The sequence below is a fragment of the Mycobacterium neumannii genome, from assembly GCF_002245615.1.
Classification (GTDB): domain Bacteria; phylum Actinomycetota; class Actinomycetes; order Mycobacteriales; family Mycobacteriaceae; genus Mycobacterium; species Mycobacterium neumannii_A.
The window spans coordinates 74,251-99,511 of the sequence record NZ_NKCO01000009.1; the positions used below are offsets into that span (position 1 = coordinate 74,251).

At 59.9% G+C, this 25,261-nt stretch carries 20 protein-coding genes; 12 read left to right on the forward strand and 8 right to left on the reverse strand.

What is annotated here, in order from left to right; translation table 11 throughout:
* The first annotated feature begins 224 nt into the window (after window positions 1–224).
* The 4 genes from CEX88_RS12820 to CEX88_RS12835 all read left to right on the forward strand — a co-directional run bounded on the left by CEX88_RS12820 (window position 225) and on the right by CEX88_RS12835 (window position 4,383).
* The gene (locus CEX88_RS12820) at window positions 225–656 is read left to right on the forward strand and encodes a Zn-ribbon domain-containing OB-fold protein (protein ID WP_094293756.1); all 432 of its coding nucleotides are present in this window, start codon (window positions 225–227) and stop codon (window positions 654–656) included.
* Window positions 653–1,810, forward strand: coding sequence for a thiolase C-terminal domain-containing protein (locus CEX88_RS12825; protein ID WP_094293757.1), 1,158 nt, complete (start codon window positions 653–655; stop codon window positions 1,808–1,810). The genes CEX88_RS12820 and CEX88_RS12825 overlap by 4 nt, the downstream gene beginning before the upstream one ends.
* A complete protein-coding gene (locus tag CEX88_RS12830; RefSeq protein WP_094293758.1) occupies window positions 1,807–3,399 on the forward strand; it encodes a FadR/GntR family transcriptional regulator in 1,593 nt (530 codons plus the stop codon). Before CEX88_RS12825 ends, CEX88_RS12830 begins: the two co-directional genes overlap by 4 nt.
* A gap of 219 nt (window positions 3,400–3,618) precedes the next feature.
* Window positions 3,619–4,383: an SDR family NAD(P)-dependent oxidoreductase gene (locus CEX88_RS12835; RefSeq protein WP_094293759.1), complete on the forward strand. Its 765-nt coding sequence runs from the start codon at window positions 3,619–3,621 to the stop codon at window positions 4,381–4,383.
* Window positions 4,384–4,564: 181 nt separating this feature from the next.
* Here CEX88_RS12835 and CEX88_RS12840 read toward each other — a convergent pair whose 3' ends face one another.
* From CEX88_RS12840 to CEX88_RS12855, 4 genes are all read right to left on the reverse strand, one after another.
* Entirely contained in the window at window positions 4,565–5,704 is a 1,140-nt protein-coding gene (locus CEX88_RS12840; RefSeq protein WP_094293836.1) for a thiolase family protein, read from the reverse strand.
* Window positions 5,705–5,925: 221 nt separating this feature from the next.
* Complete coding sequence (locus CEX88_RS12845) at window positions 5,926–6,696, reverse strand: SDR family NAD(P)-dependent oxidoreductase (protein WP_094293760.1); 771 nt, start codon at window positions 6,694–6,696, stop codon at window positions 5,926–5,928.
* Between the two features lie 435 nt (window positions 6,697–7,131).
* Window positions 7,132–7,692, reverse strand: coding sequence for a nuclear transport factor 2 family protein (locus CEX88_RS12850; RefSeq protein WP_238382057.1), 561 nt, complete (start codon window positions 7,690–7,692; stop codon window positions 7,132–7,134).
* A 41-nt stretch (window positions 7,693–7,733) separates the two neighbouring features.
* Window positions 7,734–8,492, reverse strand: coding sequence for an SDR family NAD(P)-dependent oxidoreductase (locus tag CEX88_RS12855; RefSeq protein ID WP_094293761.1), 759 nt, complete (start codon window positions 8,490–8,492; stop codon window positions 7,734–7,736).
* Between the two features lie 59 nt (window positions 8,493–8,551).
* Between CEX88_RS12855 and CEX88_RS12860 the strand changes: the two genes are divergently transcribed.
* On the forward strand, window positions 8,552–9,358 hold the full coding sequence (locus CEX88_RS12860; RefSeq protein WP_202931476.1) for a nitroreductase family protein: 807 nt from the start codon (window positions 8,552–8,554) through the stop codon (window positions 9,356–9,358).
* Between the two features lie 84 nt (window positions 9,359–9,442).
* On the opposite strand, the gene CEX88_RS12865 is transcribed toward CEX88_RS12860, so the two are convergent.
* Window positions 9,443–10,171 carry a GntR family transcriptional regulator gene (locus tag CEX88_RS12865; protein WP_094293762.1) on the reverse strand — a complete coding sequence of 243 codons (729 nt, stop codon included), beginning with the start codon at window positions 10,169–10,171 and terminating at the stop codon, window positions 9,443–9,445.
* 626 nt (window positions 10,172–10,797) lie between these two features.
* Here CEX88_RS12865 and CEX88_RS12870 point away from each other — a divergent pair.
* Window positions 10,798–11,625 (forward strand): TetR/AcrR family transcriptional regulator, encoded by an 828-nt coding sequence (locus CEX88_RS12870; protein ID WP_094293763.1) that lies wholly within the window; start codon window positions 10,798–10,800, stop codon window positions 11,623–11,625.
* A gap of 224 nt (window positions 11,626–11,849) precedes the next feature.
* Here the strand turns inward: CEX88_RS12870 and CEX88_RS12875 are convergent, their stop codons facing one another.
* On the reverse strand, window positions 11,850–12,908 hold the full coding sequence (locus tag CEX88_RS12875; RefSeq protein WP_094293764.1) for an LLM class flavin-dependent oxidoreductase: 1,059 nt from the start codon (window positions 12,906–12,908) through the stop codon (window positions 11,850–11,852).
* 743 nt (window positions 12,909–13,651) lie between these two features.
* On the opposite strand from CEX88_RS12875, the gene CEX88_RS12880 reads away from it, so the two are divergent.
* From CEX88_RS12880 to CEX88_RS12900, 5 genes are all read left to right on the forward strand, one after another.
* Window positions 13,652–15,769: an oxidoreductase gene (locus CEX88_RS12880; RefSeq protein ID WP_094293765.1), complete on the forward strand. Its 2,118-nt coding sequence runs from the start codon at window positions 13,652–13,654 to the stop codon at window positions 15,767–15,769.
* A 22-nt stretch (window positions 15,770–15,791) separates the two neighbouring features.
* A complete protein-coding gene (locus tag CEX88_RS12885; protein ID WP_202931477.1) occupies window positions 15,792–16,292 on the forward strand; it encodes a YybH family protein in 501 nt (166 codons plus the stop codon).
* A gap of 227 nt (window positions 16,293–16,519) precedes the next feature.
* Window positions 16,520–18,526, forward strand: coding sequence for an oxidoreductase (locus tag CEX88_RS12890; protein WP_094293767.1), 2,007 nt, complete (start codon window positions 16,520–16,522; stop codon window positions 18,524–18,526).
* 436 nt (window positions 18,527–18,962) lie between these two features.
* Window positions 18,963–20,216, forward strand: coding sequence for a cytochrome P450 (locus CEX88_RS12895; protein ID WP_094293768.1), 1,254 nt, complete (start codon window positions 18,963–18,965; stop codon window positions 20,214–20,216).
* Between the two features lie 125 nt (window positions 20,217–20,341).
* Window positions 20,342–21,127, forward strand: a complete 786-nt coding sequence (locus tag CEX88_RS12900; protein ID WP_094293769.1) for an SDR family NAD(P)-dependent oxidoreductase — start codon at window positions 20,342–20,344, stop codon at window positions 21,125–21,127.
* Window positions 21,128–21,346: 219 nt separating this feature from the next.
* On the opposite strand, the gene CEX88_RS12905 is transcribed toward CEX88_RS12900, so the two are convergent.
* Window positions 21,347–22,975, reverse strand: a complete 1,629-nt coding sequence (locus tag CEX88_RS12905; protein ID WP_094293770.1) for an SMP-30/gluconolactonase/LRE family protein — start codon at window positions 22,973–22,975, stop codon at window positions 21,347–21,349.
* A gap of 283 nt (window positions 22,976–23,258) precedes the next feature.
* A complete protein-coding gene (locus CEX88_RS12910; RefSeq protein WP_094293771.1) occupies window positions 23,259–23,609 on the reverse strand; it encodes a DUF4286 family protein in 351 nt (116 codons plus the stop codon).
* Window positions 23,610–24,342: 733 nt separating this feature from the next.
* On the opposite strand from CEX88_RS12910, the gene CEX88_RS12915 reads away from it, so the two are divergent.
* Window positions 24,343–25,236 (forward strand): mycofactocin-coupled SDR family oxidoreductase, encoded by an 894-nt coding sequence (locus CEX88_RS12915; RefSeq protein ID WP_094293772.1) that lies wholly within the window; start codon window positions 24,343–24,345, stop codon window positions 25,234–25,236.
* The last annotated feature ends 25 nt before the right edge of the window (window positions 25,237–25,261 follow it).

Below are 25,261 nucleotides of genomic sequence, written 5' to 3' on the forward strand. Positions count from 1 at the left end.
GACCGTCAACGGCAGTCGACACTGTATTGACCTTCACCAAAGCTGGGCCCCCCAGACCGCATTTCGGTTCGGCCTCGCGCACGGAGTGACACCACACCCCCTCGCCGAGCTCTGGCGGAATACGCTTGCGCCGATACCGAATACAGTTGACTAGGTCTTCTACGTACGGTTAACTCGGTAGGCAATATCCCGACCCTTGAAGAGGTGCTGTGACACAGACGGAAATGCTGACGGCCGCTGACGCGCGCCCGGTGCCGGCGCCCGACGATGTCACCCGCTTCTACTGGGATGCGGCCGCCGGCGGGCGCATGAAATTACAGCGCTGCCGTGCGTGCAGCAAGATGCAATACCCCCCGGAGATCTGCTGCGTGCACTGCCAGGCAGAAGAGCTCGAGATCGCCGAGGTTACCGGCCGAGGCGCGATTTACTCCTACTCTGTGGTAGACCGCCCACTACACGCGGGCTTCGTCGATGCACTTCCCTATGTGGTGGTGCTGGTCGAACTGGAAGACCAGCCCGGCCTTCGGATCTTGGCCAACCTGGTCGATGTGCCAGCCGGAGCGGCGTTGTCATGTGGGTTGCCGGTCGAAGTCGTATTCGAACGCCGAGGAGCGCTCACCTTGCCGCAGTTTCGCCTAGCGGGTGCCGCATCGTGAGCACCCTGGCACGGGAGGTCGCGATCGTCGGCGTCGGTTATTCGCCGCTTAGCCGTACCGGTGAACCCAATCCCAACGCGCTGGCCTTAACTGCTGCGAAGGATGCGCTGTCTGATGCTGGTCTGCCGAGCGCTGCCGTGGACGGCATCTTCGAGTACAAGTTCGGTCCCGAATCCCCGGGCGCACAGGACATGGCACGTCTGCTCGGCGTATCCGACCTTGCTGCCTTCGCCGACATCTTCCCCACCGGTCCCTCTGGTGTGGCCGGCGCACTGGCCGGCGTGATGGCAGTGGCATCGGGCGCCTGCGAGACCGCGCTCGTATTCCGATGTCTCACCCGAGCAGCGGGCCACCAAGGGGGCGTGGCAAGCGGCCCGGAGGCGGTGTCGGGACGTGATCAGTTCCTCACACCGTACGGCTACCTGGGTGGCATTCTAGTTCTCCTCGGCCTGAAGAAGCAGCGCTGGATGGCCGAATATGGCCGTCCCGAAGAAGATTTCGGGCATATTGCCGTCAATGCGCGGCGGTGGTCGGCGCTCAACCCGCGCGCAGTGATGCGCGAAGAAATGACGATGGACGACTACCTGTCCTCGCGTATGGTCGCTAATCCGCTACGCGTGTTCGATTGCGATTATCCGGTCAACGGGGCAGTGGCCACTGTGATCACGACCGCCGAGCGGGCTGCGGACCTGCGTCAACGCCCAGTGCTCGTCGACGCTATGAGTTATGGCACCGGTCGAGGCGCGGATTGGTTGTTCCACACCGATTTCCTCTACGGCGGATCGATCGACTGTGCGAAGCGCTTGTGGCAGCGGTCTTCCGTCACCGTCGCAGACGTCGATGTCGCTCAAATTTACGATGGCTTCACGCCTGTGACCGTCGCCTGGATCGAGGCCCTTGGCGCATGTGGATTGGGCGAGTTCGGCGACTGGGTGGGCGACGGAAGTCGCCTTGGCCCGGGAGGCGACTTCCCGCTCAACACTGCAGGCGGACAACTCTCCGAGGGTCGGTTGCACGGCATCGGTTTCCTCAACGAAGCGGTTCTCCAACTACGGGGACAGTGCCAAACGCGACAGGTTTCCGATGCACAGGTCGCTGTCGTGACGAGCGGTGTGTATCCGCAGTGCGGTGCGATGGTGTTGACTGCGGTATGAGCAAGAAATCCGACACGACCGAGAAACGCGGCGCCCCCCCTGTGCGAAACGGCAACGCGGAGGTGATCTGGCGTGCGATGCCCCGCCGAAACACCCAGAAAGTCTCGCACCTGCTGGCATCGGACCTTCGCCGTCAAATCCTCAACGGCCAACTAGCCGCAGACCAGCGGCTACCCTCTGAAGCCGAACTTACCGAGAGCTTACAGGTTTCCCGAGAGACGCTACGCGAGGCTCTGCGCATCCTCGAGTCGCAACAGTTCGTCGAGATCAGACGCGGCCGCGGGGGCGGCGCGGTCGTTCGTCGCCCCGGTTTGGAGGCGGTGCGCCGATATGTGGCCCTGCTGCTGCAATTGCGCAAGACCACGCTTGCACATCTCGAGGAAGCTCGATCAGTGGTCGAACCTCCCGCCGCCGAGCAGGTTGCGATCCGCGCCGGCTACAAAGATCTGGATATCCTCGTAGACCTGCACGACGCTGAACGCGCCGCCGAAGGCGATCCGCTTGCCTTCGTCACTGCGATGTCAAAGTTCGACCAAGCAATGACCGAATTTTCTGGGAACCAGACTCTCGCAATCATTGCTGGCGTATTCCGCGACATCTACGCCGGCCAGGTGTACTCGGCGATCGGCAGTGATGATGCTGCGGCGGCGGAGCGAATAGCCCGACGCGTGGTCGTAGGCCATAGTGCTTTTCTCAACGCCGCCCGCCGCCGGGACGGAGCGCTGGCGCGCAAGACTTGGACCGACTATCTCTACACCACAAGCCGCACAATTGTGAGCCGCAACCTCAGCCGCCAACCCATCGACATCGCACCTCTTTGGCGCGCCCAGGCCACTCAGGCCGGTGGAGAAGCGACGCCGCGCCGATCATTGATCGTCGCTGCGGAGATTCGCGCCCGAATGGCCGAGGGGCAACTCACCGAGGGCGACCGGCTACCTCCGATGACTGATCTCGCCGACGAGTTCAGCATCTCCAGGCCGACGCTGCGCGAGGCACTGCGCATTCTGGAGATGGAGTTCCTGCTCGACCTTCGTACAGGGGATCGAGGCGGAGCCACCATCCACACTCCTTCCACACGTGTGGCGGCCCAGCTGGCTGGCATCATCCTGGAGGCGCGCGGAACGACGTTCGCCGACTTCTACCGGGCTCTGCGGCTGATCAACCCGAGCATCATGGGCCTGAGCGCATCCCGGATCAACTCAAGACAGCTTGCCGCACTCACCAACACAGAAGCCAACCTGGCCGCCTCCACCGAGGACACAGCGCAGTTCATCACGACGTGGTGGAAGGCAGAGAATTTAGCGTATTCCGCGGTCAGGAACCCTGCCCTCACAGTGATCGCCGAGATACTTCAATGGGTTCGCGTCGGGGTTGAACCAGCCATTGTCGCGGATGCCAAAGGACTGCCGTGGGTGAGCAAAACGAATGCCAAAGCGCGCGACCATTTTTCAAAGTTCGTATCGGCCGCCAAAAGGCACGACGCCGCGGGTGCCACGCAGGCTTGGTCAGATTCACTGAAGGCCACCGCAGCTTGGTACGACGAGGAATCGGAGTTCGGCGAACGACTGATGCTCGACCTGATGGGCTAATCAAGCGCACTGCAGCCTAGACGCGTTGACTTCGCTGATGTTAGGAGGACATATGAACGATACAGTCTTGAGCCCGAATGAGATGACCGATCACGTTATCGCGTCGTGTCTACGGGCAACCGTGACTGCGGTGCATGAGGGCCCCGGTGAGTGGAGCAGCAGCACCCAGTCGGTAAAGCATTTGCACTCCGCGTCGGTCGCGACCCCGAGGACTGTCTGATGAAGCTGCGTAACAAGGTCGTCGTCATCACCGGCTCTGGGGGCGGCATCGGTGAAGCGTGCGCACGGCGTTTCGTATCAGAAGGCGCGAAAGTGGTTGTCACCGATATCAATTGCGACGCAGTCACCCGCGTCGCTGATTCGATCGGCTGCGTCGGCCTCGCCGGAGACATCTCCGAAGAAGACACCGTCTGCGCGGTTGCTAAGCTGGCCCGCGACACATACGGAGAGATCGATATCTGGTTCAGCAACGCCGGCTATGCTGGGCCGCCGTTGTCCGGCGACATTTCCGACGACCACCTGTGGGACCTCAGCTGGCGGCTTCATGTGATGTCACACGTGTACGCGGTCCGCCAAGTGTTACCGTCGATGCTCGAACGCCGCGAGGGCTTCCTGCTCCAAACGGCATCGGTCGTCGCGCTGGCAACACATCCCGACAAGGCCGCCTACGCCGTCACGAAGCACGCGGCGCTCGCCTTCTCTGAGTGGCTTGCGATGACCTATAAAGCTAGAGGAATCAAAGTCGCGTGCTTCTGTCCCGGTCCTATGCTCACCCCCATGCTCTTTGCCGACGGGATACCAGCCGACCACCCGATTCTGCAGAATGCCGCCACCCCGGAAGAGGTAGCCAACCGACTGGTCGGAGCGATCGAAGCCGAGGAGTTCCTCATCCTCGATTCCTCCATCGGCATCGACTCGCTAACGGCAAAGGCCACGAATTACCAGGGTTGGATTGGCGATATGAGCGCGCTGATAAACGGTTGATCTGCTGGCCGACTCAAATTCCTGGACTGCAACAAGCGGGCGGAACCGCTTGCAGCGCAGAATTGCAGGGAAGCATCCACGATGTGAGTCTGAATCTCGCAGCCGGTGAACGTGACACAAGCGCAAGCCGAGGCTTTTGTCCTGGGACACTCGAGGGATAACTTATATCAGTATCGAAACCTCAACTCGCCGAGACTTCGATCACCGTGGCCGAACCCATTCCCCCACCGACGCACATGGCCGCGACCCCGATGCCGCCGCCTCGACGGCGTAGATCATGAATCAAGGTGACAAGCATTCGCGCGCCCGTGGCCGCCACCGGATGGCCAAGCGAGCAGCCACTGCCGCTGACATTGACGCGATCGGGATCAATATCGAGCAACTTGATCGTGGCCACGCACATCGAGGCGAACGCTTCGTTGATCTCAAAGAGATCGATATCTGAAAGGGAAAGACCAGCGCGCCTCAGCGCTTTCGGGATGGCGTAGACGGGTGCCAACCCGGTATCTGCGGGGTCCACGCCGACCGAGGCCCATGCGCGCACGGTGGCCAATGCTGGCAGACCAAGCTGCTCATCGGCGATGGCCAAAATTGCTCCGGCATCATTACCCCCGCTCGCGTTGCCGGCTGTGATCGAGAAGCCGTCGATCTCTGGGTGCAGCGGCTTCAGCGCAGCCAGTTTCTCCATGGTCGTATCGCGACGCGGATGTTCGTCCACCGAGAACAAGCCGTGCGGAGTGTCGATGGGTACGATCTCCGCTGCGAACCGCCCCTCGTCGATGGCTGCGACAGCGTTGCGGTGCGACCGCAGGGCCCAAGCATCCATTTCCTCACGGCTCACACCCGCCCTGACCGCCGCATTCCATCCGACTGTGATCGACATGTCCATGTTCGGCGCATCGGGTTGGTTGGGATGGGTGGGTGGATACCAGGCCACCCAATCATCAGCTGTGGGGATCATCGTTCTAGGTGCCGTCGACGCAGAGTTGACACCACCGGCCAAGATCAGCTGGTCCATACCGGCGCGCACGCTTGCGACCGCAGACTGAACCGCGGCGAGACCCGCTGCGCAGTGGCGGTTGACGGCTAAGCCAGGCACCAAGGTCAAGCCGGATTCAATGGCTGCGTGACGGGCCACCACACCGCCGCCGTGCAAGCCCTCGCCGAGGATTACATCGTCGATCTGGATGGAATCCAGCGCTGCCGCAGCATTGGCAACGACGTGATGCGCCAATTGATAGATGGTGGTGCTCCGTAGCGCACCCTTGAATGCGGTACCGATCGGCGTTCGGAGGGCGGATACGATAACAGCTTCAGCCACAGGCACTTCCATTCTTTTCGATCTAGTTGTCGGCGGATTCGGGTTTCCGATTCCCGTCCTCGCAAGACCATGCGTCCCGAATCGCCGTCAGGCCCGGCATAGGCCAGGGACCTCTACCTCCAGCCGTCCTCACGAGGTCGCGCCCCCGGGAATCCTGAACTCGAAATTCCTATCGATGGTTGGTGGTGATACACCTTCGTGGTTGGTGATGGGACGCCACATCAGAGTGTGCGGAAGAGCCCGCCGTCGACCAAGATCTGGGCGCCGTTGATGTAGCTGGCCGCCTCGCTCGCCAGAAACACGCAGAGGCCGGCCAGGTCCTCGGGCACGCCGATGCGCTTCATCGGATTCGCCGCGGCCGCCAAGGCTTGGTTCTCCGGTCCCCACGACTGGGACATCACGGTGTCGAAAGCACCCGGCATCACCAGGTTCGCCCGGACGCTGGGCGCCCAAGCTCCGGCAAGCGCCAACGTAAGCGCGTTCAGCCCCGCCTTGGCCATCGCGTAGGGTAGGTCGGTGTGATCGGGGCGTAGCGTTCCCGCTGAGGTTACATTGATGATCGATCCACCGCCGCCCTCAGCCATCCGCGTACCGAAAAGGGCGGACAGCCGAAAAGGCCCACGCGCATTGACGGCGTGAACTTTGTCATAGAGCTCCTGGGTGACTGAGGGTAGGTCCTCGTAGACGGGTGAGACTCCCGCGTTGTTCACGAGCACATCGCAGCGCCCGAACTTCTCGTAGACTGCGTCGAGCAATGCTTCGCAGTCGTCCCACCTACCCACATGGCAGCCAACCGGCATCACACGCCGGCCGCTGGCAGCCTCGATTTCGGCAGCCGTTGCCTTGCAACTGTCCAACTTGCGGCTTGCGACAACGACATCGGCTCCCGATAGCGCGAATCCCTCCGATATGGCACGTCCGATTCCCCGACTCCCACCGGTGACAACGGCGACCTTGCCCGTTAGATCCAATAGCTCTGCCGGTGCTTTCATCGGCGAGAGCCGCCGCCCGCGGCGTCCAACTCGCCGCCACTATGCCGAGGGCGCGAGACGTCGAAACCGTCCGGCGCAGCAGCCATCTCATCAAATATCGTCACATGATTAGCGACTCCGACCTCAGCCGACGGAGTTGGTTCGCCACGCCCGCTACTCACCACTACGATCATCGGAACAGCTAACCTTAAATGATCACACCGAGTCAACTGTTATACGCCATCTCATAGGCCTCGTGAGCACTCTTCGTCACGCAGCAGCCGATCGGCTCGTCGATCTATCAAAAATATCTCCGCAGACATTCGGCCATCATGAGGCGCCGCAACGACGAGCCACCTGATCGGGGAGATATCAACTCCGAGATTGATTGAGCTTCAGTAGCCCGGAGGCGTCGCCGAGCCGCCGGGGCAATCGAGGTTCGATCCATCACGCCGATCACCAAAGCTGCGGTGCGGGCGTGTCTATTTCCAGCGGGCGAACGTAAGAGAGATCACGCGTGTCCCGGGTGCCTTTGGAGTAACCCTGATCGAGGAAGGACTGTTCCGTCAGTGCAGACGCATCCGCAGTGATCATCAGCTCGACGCTGCAGCGCCGCACCAGTATTCGCCATACACCATCTCGCTTCTCCAGCCGATCGAGATAACGACCATTGATAAGCCGCGCTGTAGCGTTGTCGCGGTTGAGCAAGGTCACCATCACGTAACTCTCGGCGTGCGCGGTGTTGCCGTCAATCTCCACAGTATGCGTCGTGATGTTGTGCAAATGGTTCTGTGATCCAGCCGCGTGCGCGGGATTGATCCAAAGTGCGTAATTCGGACCGGGATTGATCACATGGCCGTGCTCGTCAAACCCGTCTTCATGGTAGGCATCTGTGATGATCTGTGTGTCGTGGCGGTCATGCCCCCTAGCATGGGAGCAGATGCAATCGAGAATCGCCTGGCGGTCCATCAGGTAATTCATATTCATCTGCAACTCTCGCAATTCGGGAGAGGTCACTTGGAGCTCCTTTGCTTATCGTTTGAACTGGCATCACGGCACTAGCCCCTTGGGCCACCGTTTATCCAAAGGGTTTGGCCCGAGCAATAGCTGGCGGCGTCAGAGGCGAAAAACAGAACGGCGTAGCCAATCTCGTGGGGTTCGCCGAGTCGGACCATGCCGTTGCCGGCAGCCAAGGAGGTTTCCTCGATCCCGTGCTTCTTAGCATCCTCGAGCAACAGCTCGGTTCGGACGGCACCACACGCCACCCCGTTGACGCGGATTCCCGACGGCGTCCACGCCGCGGCCATAGACATCGTCAAGTTGTTGACGGCAGCCTTGGAAGCACCGTATGGCGCCCCCATCGGGAAGGCGAAGAACGAAGAACCCGACGATATGTTGACGATCGCGCCTCTTCCTTGTGTTCGCATCGGATTCGCCGCGAATCGCGAGAGAAACCACACGCTTCCGATGTTCAGATCGATCACCTGGTGCCACTCCTCTGGCGTCCAGTCACTGATCGGCTTAGTCACCGCCCCGCCGGCATTATTGACAAGAATGTCGAGCCGCCCAAAAACGGCAACGGTCTGACGTACCAAGTTCTCACAGTCAGCGACATCGGTGACGTCGGTCGGGACGACCACCGCTCGACGCCCCAACGCCTCTACTTCACCCGCGGTGCTCTCGAGCGGCTCACGGCGACGCCCCGCGAGGACAACATCTGCGCCATGTTCGGCCAGAACCAGTGCAATTCCACGCCCGATGCCCGTGCCGCCTCCGGTGACGATAGCCACTTGGCCGTTCAACAAGAACCTACTCACCCCACCGCTCCTTCGCCCACACCGAGGATCCGTCCCGGCGCACCGGCCAACTTGCGTTCATGCACTTCGAATTATTGGACGTTCGTATAGCATATCTGGTAGAACTCGAAACATGGTTGATATCTGGGTTATTCATGCATCGCGCTTCTCCTACGGGGGGATACCTTGCTTCATGGGTCCACGCGAGCGCGCGTTCGGGTCATATGATTGTTCAGGCTGATATGGACCTCCGCGAAGCCCTCTATACGACTCGGGCCATGCGTCGTATCACGGGCGAGCCGATCTCAGTCGAAATACAGGCCCGCATATTGGATGCCGCAGTTCGTGCCCCCACTGCTGGCAACACCCAGACGTGGCGGTTCATGCTTGTCGACGACCCAAACAAGAAAGCGCGGCTGGGTGAAATCTACCGCGAGTGTATGGATACTTTCGGCCGCGCCCACTACGGTGCCCGTACTGCGGCTGCCGAGGCGAATCCGAAAGACCCAGCGAACCAACGTCATTTGCGAATCATGCGCTCCTCCGATTGGCTTGCAGAGAATTTCGACAAGTACCTACTGCTGTTCGCGTTCGGAACTGACGATCTGTATTCACTGTTGCCCGCACTCTGGAGTGCCCAATTGGCCGCCCGAGGCGAAGGAGTCGGCAGTACGCTGACCCGCATGCTGACCGCGCGCTCTAATGCTGTCTTCGAAGTGCTAGGTGTGCCCGCAGACGAAGGTTGGCAGATGGCTGCCTGCGTTGCGTTCGGCTGGCCCACCGGACGTTGGGGTAGAGCGGAGCGCGTAGCCGTTGAAGAGGTAAGTTATCAGGATTCCTGGGGCAACCCCCTCGGCTTTTCAGTCAATGGGCCACTCTGGCCATGATTCGCGCGCAACTCCACTCGCGCACGAAATCTGAACGGTCCGGCAAAACCGGCGGTCGGTCCGGCGGTAGCAACGATGACCAATTCATCGTCGGATCGTCATCGAATGACGGAAATTCGGTGCACGATACGTATCGATCGTGACTTGTGCGATCTCTCCATCGGGCGTCAGGTAGGTGCGGTGTTTCTTGAGCGCTGGCATTCCCGATGGCACGTTCTTCGCCTGCTCTCTTAGGTCCGGTGGGGTCAAAATCGCTGTGATCTCCTCTCGGATCTCGAAAATACTCACTTGATAGAAGTCCTCGATCAACGAGCAGATTGAGCTGGCGCCATATTCCAGCCGTGACCGTATGGCGGCGAAAGAACGATTTACATAGGATTCCATCCGCGAAGTAGGGGACTCCTGTCCTTGTGTCATGTAGAACGCCCGTACGCACAACCATTCCTGTCCGGTGCGCAGGCCGGTCCATTCAGAAAGCTCGGCGTCGATGATCACGAGCTCGACAGAATCAAGCTCTCGCCGATAACCCCCAGATAGCGCATCGATGCCGTCGATGGTCCGTGTGTCGGGAGAGTGTGTATCCGGCTGGCGCACAACGGTCCACATTCCCCGCTCGGGAGCGGGCCGCACGAGCTTGTCTTCCCACAGCCTGCGAAGCGCAGCGCGCATGGCGAAGCGAGTCGCGGAATACCTTTGGCACAGTGTCAGTTCAGGAGGCAGCGGTGATCCCACCGGATAACATTCGGCAGCAATTTCACTACGCAAGCCCTGTTCGATCCTTGTGCGGTCGTCACTTTCAGCGTTACTAGACATCGGTTAAAGGAACTTCCTTCTCACTGGGAAGATCTAATCGGCGGAAAGTATCCTCAGCTCTGCCGGGTCCGTACCGTTGTGCCCTGGCAAGAGGACCGCGAGACCGCTAGGAACTGGGCCGTATTCTCGAAACGGCTCAGGAATGCGGTGCGACGCTGGGTGCCGATATGCAAATTGCAGATCAGTCAAGGCGCTTCCAGCGCACAGGGATGCGCCAGGTCGATCGTCACGTACGTCGACGCCTCGTGAGCGCTCTTCCGTGTCGATGACCTCATCTGTCGAACCGGCCGCCGAACCGACTATGCGTTGGAGGTCGGCTACCGATTGACTGAGGATTTGTGTCGTGTCAGCCTCCTGCCAGATCGCCACTACGGAGAGAATCCGATCATGGCACCGCGACCGTAGTCGCCATGAACACTGTCACCGTATTCGTTTCATCGGGGCGTTGCAAGAGACTATCCACGCAGCGAGGCGGACCTGATCAAGGCGCTAGTTTCCTCGTACGTTTCATCGGCGAAGGATCCTCGTGTACGTGCCGGAAGACCACGTGCATACAATTGCGCAACCACGGGTGACAAACTCGCAGAAAGGCCGCGATCGTGGCTCGCTAACTCCATGGAACGAATGTGAAAAACGGGGAACGAACAGTAGCCGACAAAACTCAGCCGGCGAAGGGGACGTCGCGGCGCTCCAGGCGACCTTCACTGAGCACCGAGGAGTTCTTAGACAAGGCGCTCGACCTCTTTCTTGAACAAGGTTTCGAGCGGACGAGCATCGACGCAATCACCGCTAGCGCCGGAATCGCGAAGCGGACGGTCTACTCGCGTTACGGTGACAAACAGTCGCTTTTCAAAGCCGCGTTACAGCGGGCGATTGAAGAGTGGATCGTACCGGTAGAACGACTGAGGCAAGCCGAATGCGACAGTTTGGAAGACAGCCTGCTTGCCATCGCCCAGATCCTTGTCGACAACATCCTGACCCCCGAAGGCCTCCGGCTGATCCAGCTTACGAATGCCGAATCGCACCACATGCCCGAAATCGGCGCCTTCAATGTACAGAAGGGCACGGAACCGACCATCGCGTATCTCGCCGACCTTTTCCGGCGCCACCTAGCCCCTGACGGCGCAACCCTTCCGGAGGCGGAGGATGCGGCGGAAGCTTTTCTTTACCTCGTTGTCGGCGGGCCAGCGAATTCGACAGCCTGGGGCGTGGAGAGCGACAAGGCTGCGATTGATCAACGCACGCGCTACAACGTACGCCTTTTTCTTCACGGCCTAATCACATCTTCGCAGACAAACTCGCACTCCACTGGGGAAGTCGCGTCCCTGGAGGACGAGAATCTGCGACTGAAGAGGCTTTTGGCCGAGGCCTTGATCAAACTGGATCGTGCGCGAGAAGACCGACCGTTGTGCTCGCGATGTGCAAATACCCTGTCGGAACCCGATACCGCATAAGCCACGCAACATCTCGGCTGCTGCTCTCGAATGTGATTCAGCTCGCGCAGACATGAGTGTTGGTAGCGCAGCGCGTGGTGGTCATCGACGTGCGGATCAGCTGACCCGGTCGGTGGATCACGATCGCGCAAAAACGGCAGCCGAGTGTCGACGCAGGATCGGACTGACGGCGCGGGCCGGCCCCACTAACAATCAACCCGAGCAAACGTCCTTGCCGGGCACAGCTAGCTCTTGAGCTTTGGCAGGACTTTGTCGGCAAAGAGTTTGGCCTGTTCATAAACCGCCTCATAGGGCAATCCGCCATAGCTGAAATTCGCCAGGATTTCGTAATCACCGACCAACGAAGCGCGGTTGAGGTGATAGTCGACGAGTTCCTCCGGTGTACCGATCATGTTGCCGCTGACGTAATCCCTATAGGCCTTATCAGGTCCTCCCGCCGCTTCAGCCATCTCGCCCATCATGGCATAGGTCGAATACGAAGGTAGATCCTTGAAGTGGGGACTCATAAATTCATAGTGGTTGGCCACGGTCTCGAACATACGGCTGAAATACTTGTCGCAGTAGTCCGTGACCCGCTGCTTGTCGTTGAAGCACAGCACGAAATCCGAGATTATGAACGGCGGCGGTGTAGTGCCGTGCAGCTGCGCGAAAGTCTTTCGGTAGTGCTCGATTTCTGGGATAGCCTTCCGCCAATCCCCCTGTGAGAATCGCAGAGTTTGAAGGCCGTAGTTCGCTGCAACCTCGACCGATGACGGCGACATCGAAACCATGACGGTTCGGTCCTTGAACGACTTGAACGGCCGCGGCCTGACTTCGGTGCGAGGGATCTTGTACCACTTGGTATCGGCTTCGACGATGCCCGTTTCAATACCCTCCATCACGATTAGCGCCGCTTCGTCGAACATCTCTCTGGAATCTTGCAATTCGACGTTGAAGGAACGGAATTCACGACGCGCTGCGCCGCGGCCCATCCCCAATATAAGCCGACCCTCGCTCAGCACGTCGAGTTCGATTGCTTGCTCGACAACTCGGAGGGGATTGTTCCATGGCAGGATCGAAGCCGCCGTGATCAGCTTGATAGTCGTGGTCTTCGCGGCCACGTAGGCCAACATCTGAAAGGGGTCCGGGCAAGCCGCATAGTCGGTGAAGTGATGTTCGACCGGCCCGACATAGTCAAAGCCCATTGCCTCGGCTTCGACGGCAAGTCTGGTTTCTTGCATGAACTTTTCAGCGTCCGAAATACCGTTCAGGTTCTGGTAGCCCAGATGCATCCCAACGCGCATGTGGGAGTTCCCTTCTCTTGTTGGATCAATGGGTTCGACTGTTTCACGCGCGTTACTGTCATCAAGGCCTAAGTTCCGCGGCGCGATCTACTTGCGAGCGCTCCGATCGCGACGACAATCACAAGACCTTCGCTGTTCGCAAGACACCGCAGGCCTTATCTCGTCAGATCGACCACGGCTTCTGCAGCGAACGCAGCACGTGCCTTCACGTTTCCGCCGTGCGTCTGTCACCTTACTCGTTTCATAAGCTCTCGACAATACTCGGCTGCCCAGTGTGTGTGCCGGTCACCTGGGCGTCACGCTGTTCGACCAGGTCATGCCTGGAAACTGACGTGCCATGGGAACTAATAGTTGACTAGGTCATGTTTTCTGCGTTTAACTGATTCGGACAAGCAGGTTCGCCGAGCTCAGGGGTGTCGAGGCATATTAGAAACGAGCAAGGTGCCGATGTCCTTCCACGAAGTCGGTTGGAACGCTCGGTCTTAGGAATGTTCCGTGCGGGCCGCGAGCCGATCCGTGACCATCGGCCCAGCTCTGGGAGGTTGAGGCGAGGTGAGGAAACCCAATTGTCGCTCGGTATCAGGCTTGTCCGCAGCGTCATGAGCTTCGAGCGGGTTACGGCGGGATTCACGCAATCGAGAGGATGACAGAAGGACGCGACAGGAGCATTAACCGGTCCAATCGCTCGACGAAGAGTTCATATCCGGTCCGCTAAAAAGAAGTGAGCGCTGGGAGGCGCACCCTTGCATCATCCGAAATATCCCAACATCTTTACCCCGATCAAGCTGGGTCCGATCGAGCTGGCGAACCGGTTCTATTCTTCGCCACACGCCGTACCGATGACTGCGGGCGCGGGCAAGCCGACAGACGACTACATCAACTACAACGTGGCGCGGGTGAATGGCGGCTGTTCACTCGTCATGGTGACCATGACGATGCATGTGCGCGGCAGAAGCTTTCAACCCTCCCCGTATCCAAAGGAGAACATTCCGGCGTTCCGAGCGCTGGCTGATGCCGTGCATGAAGCGGGCGGCAAGATTTTTGGCGAGCCCTGGTACTTCTGGGGAGCTACCGGCCAATGGCAGCCCTTCAGCCCACCGGCCCCTGCGCTCAGCCCCTCAGTATCACAATTTGGCATTTACGAGAAGGGGTTCTCCACTCGCGCGATGACGAAGCGCGAGATCCGGGCGATGCTTGATGCGTTTAGACAGTCGACGGCCAATCTACGCGAAGCGGGATTCGACGGCGTCATGGTTCATGCGTCTCATGGCGCGCTTGCCGAACAGTTCCTCTCGCCTTATTTCAACCGCCGCACGGACGAATGGGGCGGACCGCTGGAGAACCGCATGCGGTTCTTGCTTGAATCCCTAAGGGCGGCCGCCGAAGAGTCTGACGGCCGGATGGCTGTTGGGATGCGGCTCAATTGCGACGAACTCCTATCGGGAGGCTACGACACCAAAGAGTCGTATCAAATCCTGAAGACGGTATCGGATTCGGGACTTATCGACTACGTAGACCTAGATGTCGCCGTCGAGCCAAACCAACTTCATCTCGGGATGCCATCGGTATTCATCGAGCCACAAATCTATCGGCCCTACGTCGAATCCGTCCGAAGTGCCGCAGGAAGTGTTCCCGTGCTCAGCGTCCTGGGACGGCTCACCTCCATCGCCGATGCCGAAGCTGCCCTCGCTGCCAGCGTCTGTGACATGGTCGGCGCTGCGCGCGCATTGATCGCCGAGCCAAATTTGGTCAAGAACGCCTTGGATGGAGAGGAATCACGCAGCCGTACCTGCATTGCGTGCAATTGGTGTCTGGCAGCGGTCTATGAGAGCGCGATGAGTTGCACGATCAATCCCACCAGCTTTCGCGAACGAGTGTGGGGTGGCGATTCACTTCAGTTGGCGCCGCATCGCTCCAAGGTCATCGTTGTCGGCGCAGGACCGGCCGGCCTGGAAGCGGCGCGAGTAGCCGCACTCAAGGGACACGCCGTAACACTGATCGATGCTCGCGCCAGCATCGGCGGAGCCTTCGCACTCTGGGCGCGTCTACCGGGACGTGAATCGTACGGCACAGCCATTGAGTGGTGGGCCCGAGAACTCGAGCGTCTCGGCGTAGGGATCGAGCTCGGTGTGGCGGCTTCGGCAACTACTGTCCTCCAAGAGCATCCGGACGCAGTGATCCTGGCGACGGGTGCTCTCTACAGTCTCGGTGGCCGTGGCAGTTACCGTGACTTCGATATCCCGGGATTTGACCGGGACTTCGTGTATGTGCCCGAGCAGGTTCTTCTCGAAACAGCAACGCCGACAGGCAAAATTCTAGTGCTCGACAATGAAGGAATGCACACCGGCGTCGGAGTCGCGGAGCTACTCGCGAGGAGCGGAGCCGACGTCGAGATCTTCACCCCAGGATTCGCGCCTCTCTCGCCGCGAATCCATGGTGCCCAAGAGACCCGCCCCATCATGGAGCGATTGAGATCGGCTGGCGTAAAGATCTCGCCAACGTCCTACTTCGACTGCATCGGCGACCACGAAGTGACTGTGTCGGACGTGTATTCCAGCAAAGTCAGAGTGATCCGCGACGTCGATGCGGTGATCCTGTCGACCGCACGAGCTCCGGTGAATGCACTTGAAGCAGGGCTGGACGGCAAGGTGCAACAACTATTCGTCGTCGGTGACGCGCTCGCGGCGCGAGTATGGGCAACTGCCACCTTCGAAGGACATAAGTTTGCCCGGTACATAGGTGAGCCTGAAGCACCTAAATCAGTGTCTGATGCCTACTTTGATGCTGACGATCCGATATTCCAGCCCGTCGCAAGCGACACCCATAGGTCGGCACCGAGCGAGCCACGCCAATACCGATGAAACCGTTGAGAGAAGTGAAAAGATGACAGACCCCTCGCTTGTCGAATGCTCGGTTCGGCAACTGCATGCCAGATACGTCGACGCCGTCTGGCGAAAAGACGCGGAGACATTTCTCGACTGCTTCACCGAGGATGGCGAGTGGAAGATTGCCGGGATGCATCTTCGCGGCCACGCCGAGATCAGGAGCCAGTTCGACAAGTTCATGGCGCCCTGTGAGCGGATCCTGATGTCTTTCGGCACACCCCTCTTGGAAGTCGATCACAACACCGCGTCAAGCAGAACCCTCGTTACCGAATGCGTGAAGCACAGGGATGGAGAAGTGATTCGTACAGTCGGGCTCTACTATGACCGCTTTGTCGTACAGAACGACCGGTGGCGGTTCAAATGGCGCCATTGGAGTCTCTATTACTATGGGCCGCCGGACTTTTCAGGGCCTTTCCTCGACAGTCCTGAGTACGGCGCGCCACCGGGCATGCCGGCCCCTGACGAGCCGACGATCAGCCGCGCCCGCCACAAAGAGTGAGACTTGTAGAAGATGGCCACAAATCGGTTCCCGCGTGGTATGGCCCATAGTCGTTGTCGCTCTGCTCAACTGAGCGCGACACGAAAATTGCGCTTATCGAACGAAGCCTTCCTACTGGCAGGCGTGTTCAGCTCCTGCCAGCCTCCGACATTGGAAAGTTCATACGTCGACGAGGTAGAAAGCCGTCGGTTTCAAGCACCGCCGCGCCCGAAAGCAGAGGAAGTCCAATGAGCCGGTACCCGTTGATCGAGCGTACGTTGACCATAAACGGATGCACGTTGCGCAACCGAGTCGTGCGAACAGCCCATGGGACGCTGCTGGCGCATCTCACCGGAGGATACGTAAACGACCATCTTATCGACTATCACGTCGCCCGAGCTCGGGGCGGGGCCGCGCTTTCGATCCTCGATGTCGCAAGCGTCCACCCCAGCAGCACGGGCGCGATTCTGGGCTATCTGAAAGAAAACGACGACGGCTGGCGTCGGATGGCTGACGCCTGTCACGCCGAAGGCATGAAAGTCTTCCAACAGATCTTTCACAATGGGTCGACCACCCAGCGTCATCCTATTACTGGAGCACCCCCATGGTCGGCCTCCGGCGGGCCCGTGCCTGCAGGTCCCCAGCCCTCTATCCCGATGACCCAAACCATGATCGATGAGGTCGTTGCCTCCTTCGCAGAAGTAGCGCTGCGATGCAAGGAGGCGGGGCTCGACGGCGTCGAAGTCCACGGTGCACATGGATATCTTCTATACGAGTTTCTCTCTCCGCTGAGCAACCGGCGCAGCGACGATTACGGCGGCACCTTCGAGAACCGGATGCGGTTCATGCTCGAGGTACTAAGGGCGATCCGCACGGAGGTCGGTCCTGACTACCCATTGGGCATCAGGCTGTCGGCGGCTGAAACCGCGCCGGGAGGCTTGACTCCGGACGACATGATCAAGGTCGTCGGCCGCCTGGAAAACGCGAAAGTCATCGACTTTGTCGACTTCTCACTGGGGACCTATGCGGCCCCCCATAGGATAATTTCCGCGATGCATGAACCACCTGGCTATGAGATGCCGTGGGTCGAGCCAGTCGCGCGTAGCACGACGTTGCCTGTAATCGTCAACAGCCGATTCACGACACTGCGTGAGGTCGAAAATTTGCTTTCGGCCGGCTTCGCCGACATGGTCTCGATGGTCCGGGCTACCATCGCAGATCCGTTACTGATTTCAAAAAGTCTTGCGGGACAGGAAGATCAGGTGCGGCCGTGCATCGGATGCAGTCAAGAGTGCATCGGCGGCGTAAACTCACCGAAAAAGCGCGTAGGCTGCGTAGTAAACATCGACGCAGGGAAAGAGCGCGGCGCCGTTGCGGTCGATCGGGTGGACCGGCCGAGCCGAGTGATGGTTGTGGGTGGCGGACCGTCGGGCATGGAGGCGGCGCGCATCGCCAAACTGCGTGGACACGATGTCGTCCTGCATGAGTCGGCCGATGAATTGGGTGGCAATATCCGCTTCGTTCGGCGCGCACCGTTTCGTTCTGACATCGGCAAAATCATCGATTATCAAGCGCGTGAGCTCTTCCGGCTCGGGATCGACGTCCGTTTGAACTCGACCGTGGACCTGACCACCGTCAAATCGTGGAACGGTGACCACGTTATTGTCGCGACTGGCGCAGCCCCACGAAGAGATGGCCTGCAGCGGTTCAACCTTCAGCCAGTCCCAGGCGCACAGCTGCCGCACGTACGCGCGCCCGTCACGGTGCTCGCGGGCGGGGCGGACAACGCTAAGCGCGCCATCGTTTTCGACGATTTCGGTAACTACCAAGCGGTCGCAGTAGCTGAGTATCTGCTATCGCGGGGGGCAGAGGTTGCGCTAGTAAGCAGCTCCTATTCCATTGGCGAAGGTCTTGCCGCAGCGTTTGTCCAACGACCCACCGTTGAACGCCTCCGCAGCTACGCGAATTTCACATTCCTACCCGCACAGGTCATCGTCGAAATAGGTCCGACATATGTGCGGCTTCGTGAGATCGGTCGCGAGGTTGAACAGACCGCAGACGCTGACCTGGTCGTATTTTGCACCGCCGGAGAACCAAGGGTCGAACTACATAGCGCCCTGCAGGAAGCGGGCGTCGGCGCACAACTAACTGGCGACGCGGCTGGTGTGTTCGACCTCGGCTATGCGATTCACAGCGGACACCTCGCTGCCATGAGCGTGTCCCCGGCCGGCAATCCCGTTTCCGGCTCGATCTGAGCATGGGTACTCAGCTGTCACCATGCGGAGATAATCCGCGTGTCGCTTGCCCAGGAAGCCCATCAATGAGGGACTGGATGGGGACTTTGCTTGATGAGGGCGGCGCGGTGACTACTTTCGCGCCCGCGGTTGCCGGCGGACTCCAGCCGGCCATACGACAACCTGAACTCGCGAATATCGTGGTCGACAATCAAACCGCGAAGCGATATCCGTCAGCCGGGGGCAGCAGGAGACCTCGCTCCTCCGCGAACGTCGTATGGCGCTATAGGCGAGCGCGCCTACGAATAGCGCTGAATGACCGGCAAACTCAGCCGACCGGCGTCGGTACGTATCGAGAATCGCCACCGAGTGGTGTGCGGCAAACGCTGCCGTTCTCAGACGCAAGTCCCAATCCTGGTAAACGACTACTCATTTCCGCAGAGAAGAAGGATCCACGATGAGTGATCTCGAAAACCGAGATTTTTTCACTGACCCCTCACTGGTGGCCGATCCGTACCCGTATTACGACGCGATCCGGTCGTGCCCGATTCGCAAGGAACCGCATCACGACGTCGTACTGGTCTCGGGCTATGACGAGTTTCTCGCGGTCTCTCGCGATGATCGGGAGACCTTCTCGACTTGCACGGTGGTAAGCGGACCGTTCTCGGGATTGCCGCCAACCTCTGGACTCGACGACATCAGCGACCTGATCGAGCAGTACCGGGGCACGATGCCATTACACGAGTATTTTGCGTCCTTCGATCCACCCAGGCATACGAATCACCGTGCCCTGTTGTCTCGACTGCTGACGCCGAGGCGCTTGAAGGAAAACGAGGAATTCCTCTGGCGTCTGGCCGACCGCACCATCGATTCGTTCATCGATCGCCAACGCTGCGAATTGGTTGAAGACTTCGGTACACCCTTCACAATGCTCGCGATCGCCGACCTTCTCGGTGTCCCAGAGAGCGATCGGGGCCGGTTCACTCGGGCGCCTGAGTTGGTTGGTGATATCCAGGGTGCAACAGACAAATTCATTGGCGTGAAAGAAGAATGGTTCGTCGAGTATATCGAGGACCGTAGGAGGAACCCTCGTGACGACGTTCTGACGAAGCTCGCGCAGGCGACATTCCCCGACGGCTCGATCCCGGATGCCCTCGACGTCGCTCGCGTCGCGGTGTTCCTCTTCGCCGCCGGCCAGGGTACGACTGTTGATCTGCTTACGGTCGCACTGAGGGCCCTCGCAGAGGATCCACAGCTGCAACAGCGGTTGAGAGATGATCGGGCACTCATCGGACCGTTCATCGAGGAGATGTTGAGACTGGAGAGCCCGGTGAAGTCGAATTTCCGACTCGCACGTAAACCAACGTCGGTCGCCGACTTCGGACTCGACGCAGGTACACACGTGATGGTCATGGTTGGTGCCGCTAACAGAGATCCCCGCCAATTCGAGGCACCCAACGAACTTCGACTCGATCGGGCAAACATTCGCGAACATGTTGCATTCGGCCGCGGGATCCATGCCTGCCCGGGCGCGCCCCTGGCGCGAATCGAAGCACGAGTCAGTCTCGAACGACTGCTCGACCGGCTAGGTGACATCCGAGTTGATGAGTCGGCACATGGAACAAAAGACGCGCGTTCCTATGACTGGGAGGCGTCATGGCTGTTACGCCGTTTGAAAACACTACATCTGGAGTTCACCTCGATCGACTAGCACCGTCAGAAGGCGCGGGTGATGTCACCGCCTGTGCAACGCTGCGCCCAACGCGACAGCGAGCGTCAGATGCACCTAGAGAGCAATAAGCCGGGACGTACGTCCCTGCGGTTAAGGAGGAACTTATGACAGGTATCAGTGAACAACGCACGCCGAACGACCCGAAGGTCGTCATCGTCACCGGTGCAGCATCAGGAATCGGCGCTGCGACCGCCAAACGGCTGGCGCTCGACGGCTGGGCCGTCGTGGCTGCCGATCGAGACGAAGCTGTCGTGAAGACCGCTGAGGAGCATCCCAGCATCTCCGCGTGCGTTGCCGACGTCGGTGATGCTGTGGGAAATGACGCCATGGTCCGGGCTGCGGTCGATGCGCACGGGCGGCTTGATGGGCTCGTCTGCAACGCAGCCGTGTCGAGCATGGGCCGGATGGACAATACACCGATCGAAGAACTCGACCGGATGTGGACAGTCAACGTTCGCGGCGTAGCACTCGGTATCCAGGCTGCCTTGCCCGAGTTGCGCAAGACCCGAGGAGCGATCACCGTAACCTGCTCGGTGTCGGGACTTGGGGCGGATCCCGAAATGTGGGCGTATAACGCAAGCAAAGGCGGCACAGCGAACCTGATCCGCGCCGCTGCGTGGGATTTGGGGCCGGAAGGCATAAGGGTCAATGGAGTGTGTCCGGGGCCAACCGCTGGTACGGCTACGACTTCTCACCTGGAGCGCAAACGACCCGAGATGTTCGAGGAGATGCGTAGGCACGTCCCGCTTCAGCGTTGGTGTCGCCCTGAAGAACAAGCCGCCGCACACGCGTTTCTTCTGTCTGACGACGCTTCGTTCATCACCGGAGTGCTGCTTCCGGTCGATGGTGGAATCACCGCCGGCAGCGGCTCATTCGTACCTCGTGCCTGATGAGACACATCGCGAAGACCCGGTGAAAGCGCCTCAGCCCTGCCACATTGGGCGAGGTGCCGTCATCAACAAGATACTTCTTCGATGACGGCCCGCGCGGACCCACTGATCAAGCGTCCGCTCCCAATGCACTCTGGCAGGAGGTAGCACTGCGCCCGCCCCGCATCCTCGATTCCAACAGTATCCCCCGCACAACAGAGTTGGCGTCAGTTGACGGACTCAGCGGCCGCCGAAGGTTGCCCTGGAGTCATTGCGACGAAAGGCCAGCACACTGCCCTCGGCATCGGCCGAAACGAACAATGTGCCGTCGTGCGCCGCGGTAATGCCGGCGAATGGACCTTGCGGACCTGTGAATGGCGGCATTGCCAACAGAGGCTTGGGAACCACGCCTGGCGGAGCCCCAACGGGAAGGTTCGAGGCGATGGAGTACTTGGCGCCGTTCTCCAAGTCGACTACGACGAGTGTCTTGGCTTCGGCATCGACGATATAAAGATGCCTTCCTTCAACGTGAATACCGTGGGGACACTGCATTTCGTCCGCCACCGGCTCTGCCTTTGAGCCGGTGATCTTCAACACCCGCCCGGTTCCCGATTCAGCCACGAGGGGACTGCCGTCAGGTGCAAGGGTTACTCCAACCGGGGTGTCCAACTCGGATGCCAGCACTTCGACACCCCCGGATTTCGTTGAGAGAACTCGGCCGGTGCCCTGTTCGACAAACAGTGTCTCGCCCCCAAGTGCCATCGCAACACCGTAAAGCTGGTCGAATCCATCTGCGACGACATGACTCTCGTTTCGTCCCGGGCAATATCGCGCCACTTGACCACTCGAGGTGGTCACGGTGAACTCACCGGGACCTGATTCGGTCAGCCCGCGCATGTAGCCCGGGTAGCCAGGAGTGAACAGCATGCCTACGTGGCGCAGCGTGTGGTCGGCGCGCAGCACGTACATGTACGGTCCGTCGGCGATATAGAGGTTGCCGTCGGACGCGATGGTGAGGTCCAGTGGCCAGTTGAACCCACCCGGCAGCATGGTCCGAGCGCGTCCGCCGTCGAGAACTTCGTAGATCTCGCCAGAGAAGTTCGACACGAACAGCCGATCCTCGGCGAAGGTCAGGTTATCTAAGCCAGGGCTTAGATCGGCCAAAACCGACTTAATGCCCGTGCGCGGATCGATGCGCAATACCTGGCCGCTATGCGCTTGGGTGGACACGATGTGGCCATCGGCGTCGAACTTCACCGAGTCCGGCACGCCGAGGTCACCGACAACGGTCTCAGGTGAGCCCCCGTCGGGGCTGATGCGCCAAATCTCGTTGGCGCCCATGACCGGGAAGTACAACAGGCCATCTGGGCCGACCTCCATGGCGTTCGCCATGGGTACGTTTTCCAGCAGGATTCGAGGCTCTCCGCCCTCTAAATCGAGCTCCAACACTCGCCCGCCCGGCCGGCACTCATTGACGAACAACCGGTCGCGGTAGATGGTGATGCCGTTCGCAACGGGGATGTCATCGCACAGCACGCGAGTACGCCCCGCGGTGTCGATCATGCTCACCCGCCCGTTCAGGACTTCGGTGACGTAGAGATTGCCGGCTGAGTCGAAAGCGATGTCGTCGGGCGCGACGATCTCGCTTCCTTTTGCGCTGATCGTGCCCAAGCGCCCACTTCTCGTATCCAGCGCACTTATCTGGCTTCCAGTCACTTGCGCGATGTATACGCGGCCGTCGGGGCCAGTCCGCAGCCCATTGGCACCAAAGAGGCGGCTTGGCGGCGTGAGACGTTCAACGGTCCAACCCTCGGCGAGATTGAACTTATCCGCTGAGCTGTAGCGGGCTTCCTGCAGCGGTATCGCCATGAGCGTCCGGGCCTTCCCTCATAGGTCCTCGACGGAGGCTATCAACTCTCCGTAGTCCAGACAACAGGTGAACATTGTCAGGCCGCGATTTCGCCTTAGCCCAGTACCACAAGCCTTTTCGTGGGGACCCCCTCGAGTACCGCGCCCGGCCTGCGGAAGCTTATTGTCCGGACAAGCACCGTGCTCGTCGCACATAAGCACGGTCGCCCCGTCGCGATAAGCTGGCATGGCAATGCCTCAATAGATACGCGAGGCTGCGCCAGATGCCTCACCCGCTAAGCGGTTACGCGTGAGACTCGTTGCCGCGCTGCGTCCAGAACGACATCCTTGAACTCGGCAGGTCGAGACTGTCGCCCATATGCAGTTCGCCCCGCGCGACGCTGTCTACGACCTTCCCCATTATTGCGTTGACGTCCCCCTCCATCTCATAGATGGTGAGGTAACGGTGCTCGGGGACGTAGCCGCCCGGCACATGGTAGATCTCGGCGTCGAGTAGATCGAACCGCTTGGCCGACAACATCCCTGGGACTGCGAGGAGTTCCGGGATGTGGACGTTGTCATACCAGTCGTTGAACTCGGACTCCTTCCCCGGCGCAGGGTTCGACAAGACAACCTGGATGAATTTGTCAGACATCTTCGCTGCTCCTCCTTCGAGATGACGTCCCTAATCCTAGGGACGCGCGTACCGATGCGGTCTTTGGTCAGACAATGCACCGAGTCAACTGTTTAGGCAAGCCCCCGTTCCGTACATCGTCGGTGGATCGCAGCTACAGCTGTCTCGAGTCGTGAGGCCGTCGCCCGCTCGGGTTGCACCGGTCTCCTGGACACAACACCCGACCATCGACTTGAGCACCCGCGCATAGTGGGGACAACTGACAGAGTCTGACCATGGAGTCACTAGTGGCTCCAGCATCCCTTCTCAGCGCATAAAGCCAATAGACAGGACACATAGTCAACTAATTCGATTGATTTATCGTTTTCGGCCGGTATCATTGCCCCACAGCGTGATCGCGCGTTGTCCACGATGATGATCACTTTGGAGAGCCTCCGTGCCAATAGATGGGACTCGGATCGCATGGTTACACCCGATCTAGCGAGTGGCGCATCGCATTTGAGTGACGATACGAGCGCGGCGTGCAAATCGTGTGCTTGACACCCCACTTGACAGTGGGACGGTTCGGGCCATCGGAAGCGACGAAGCGATCGCCAGGCGACCGCGGCATCAATGAGCCCCATGAAGCGCGGCGGCGTGCCCGGGGACATGGTGCGGCTAGCTACTTCAACGGCGCCCAAGTACTGGTCGACGGCGGGCATTTCCGCACCTTCTAATCCAACACGAACCACTGGGACAAACCAAAGGAGAAGTCATGGCAGGCCGCATGGATGGCAAGGTCTCGTTCGTCACTGGCGCAGGACGTGGCCAGGGTCGGGCACACGCATTGCGCCAGGCGCAAGAAGGCGCCGACATCATTGCAATCGACATCTGCGAAGACATCGAGTCCAACCCTTACCCGATGGCTAGCTGGGATGACCTCATGCAAACCCAGAAACTCGTCGAACAGACGGGGAGGCGGTGCGTGGCGGTCAAGGCCGATGTGCGCAAGCGCGAACAACTCGAGAAAGCGGTGGGCCAGGGCGTGGCCGAATTGGGCCAGCTCACAACCGTTATGGCTAACGCCGGTATCTTGCCGATGGCCATGGGTGACCCACATCCGATGGATTTCCAGGACGCCGTCGACGTCGATCTCATCGGCGTCATGAATACAGTCGCGGTTACCGTCCCTCACCTGATAGCAGCGGGCAACGGCGCATCCATTGTGATCACCGGGTCAACAGCGGCTCTGATCGACAATACGATGACAGCCACCAACGACCCGCGGGCCCTCATGGGCCCGGGCGGAGCGGGCTACAGCTGGTCGAAGCAGGCACTCGTCAGTTACACGCAGCAAATGGCGTTGCACCTAGCACCCACCGGGGTTCGGGTGAATGTAGTGCACCCGACGAACTGCAACACCCACCTCATGAACAGCGAAGGCATCTATCAGATCTTCCGACCGGACTTGGAAGGTACGGTCACCAAAGAAGATTTCCGCCCAGCCTCGGAGTTCTATCATGCCCTACCAACACCGTGGATTGAGCCTGAAGATGTCGCAGAGTTGGTGCTTTTCCTTGCCTCAGACGCTTCCCGGCACATGACCGGGACCAGCATCCCGCTGGATGCCGGCTGCATGGTCAAATGGCCGAAAGGACCCGGACAGTGAGTTCGGGTGGCGCGGGCGACTGCGC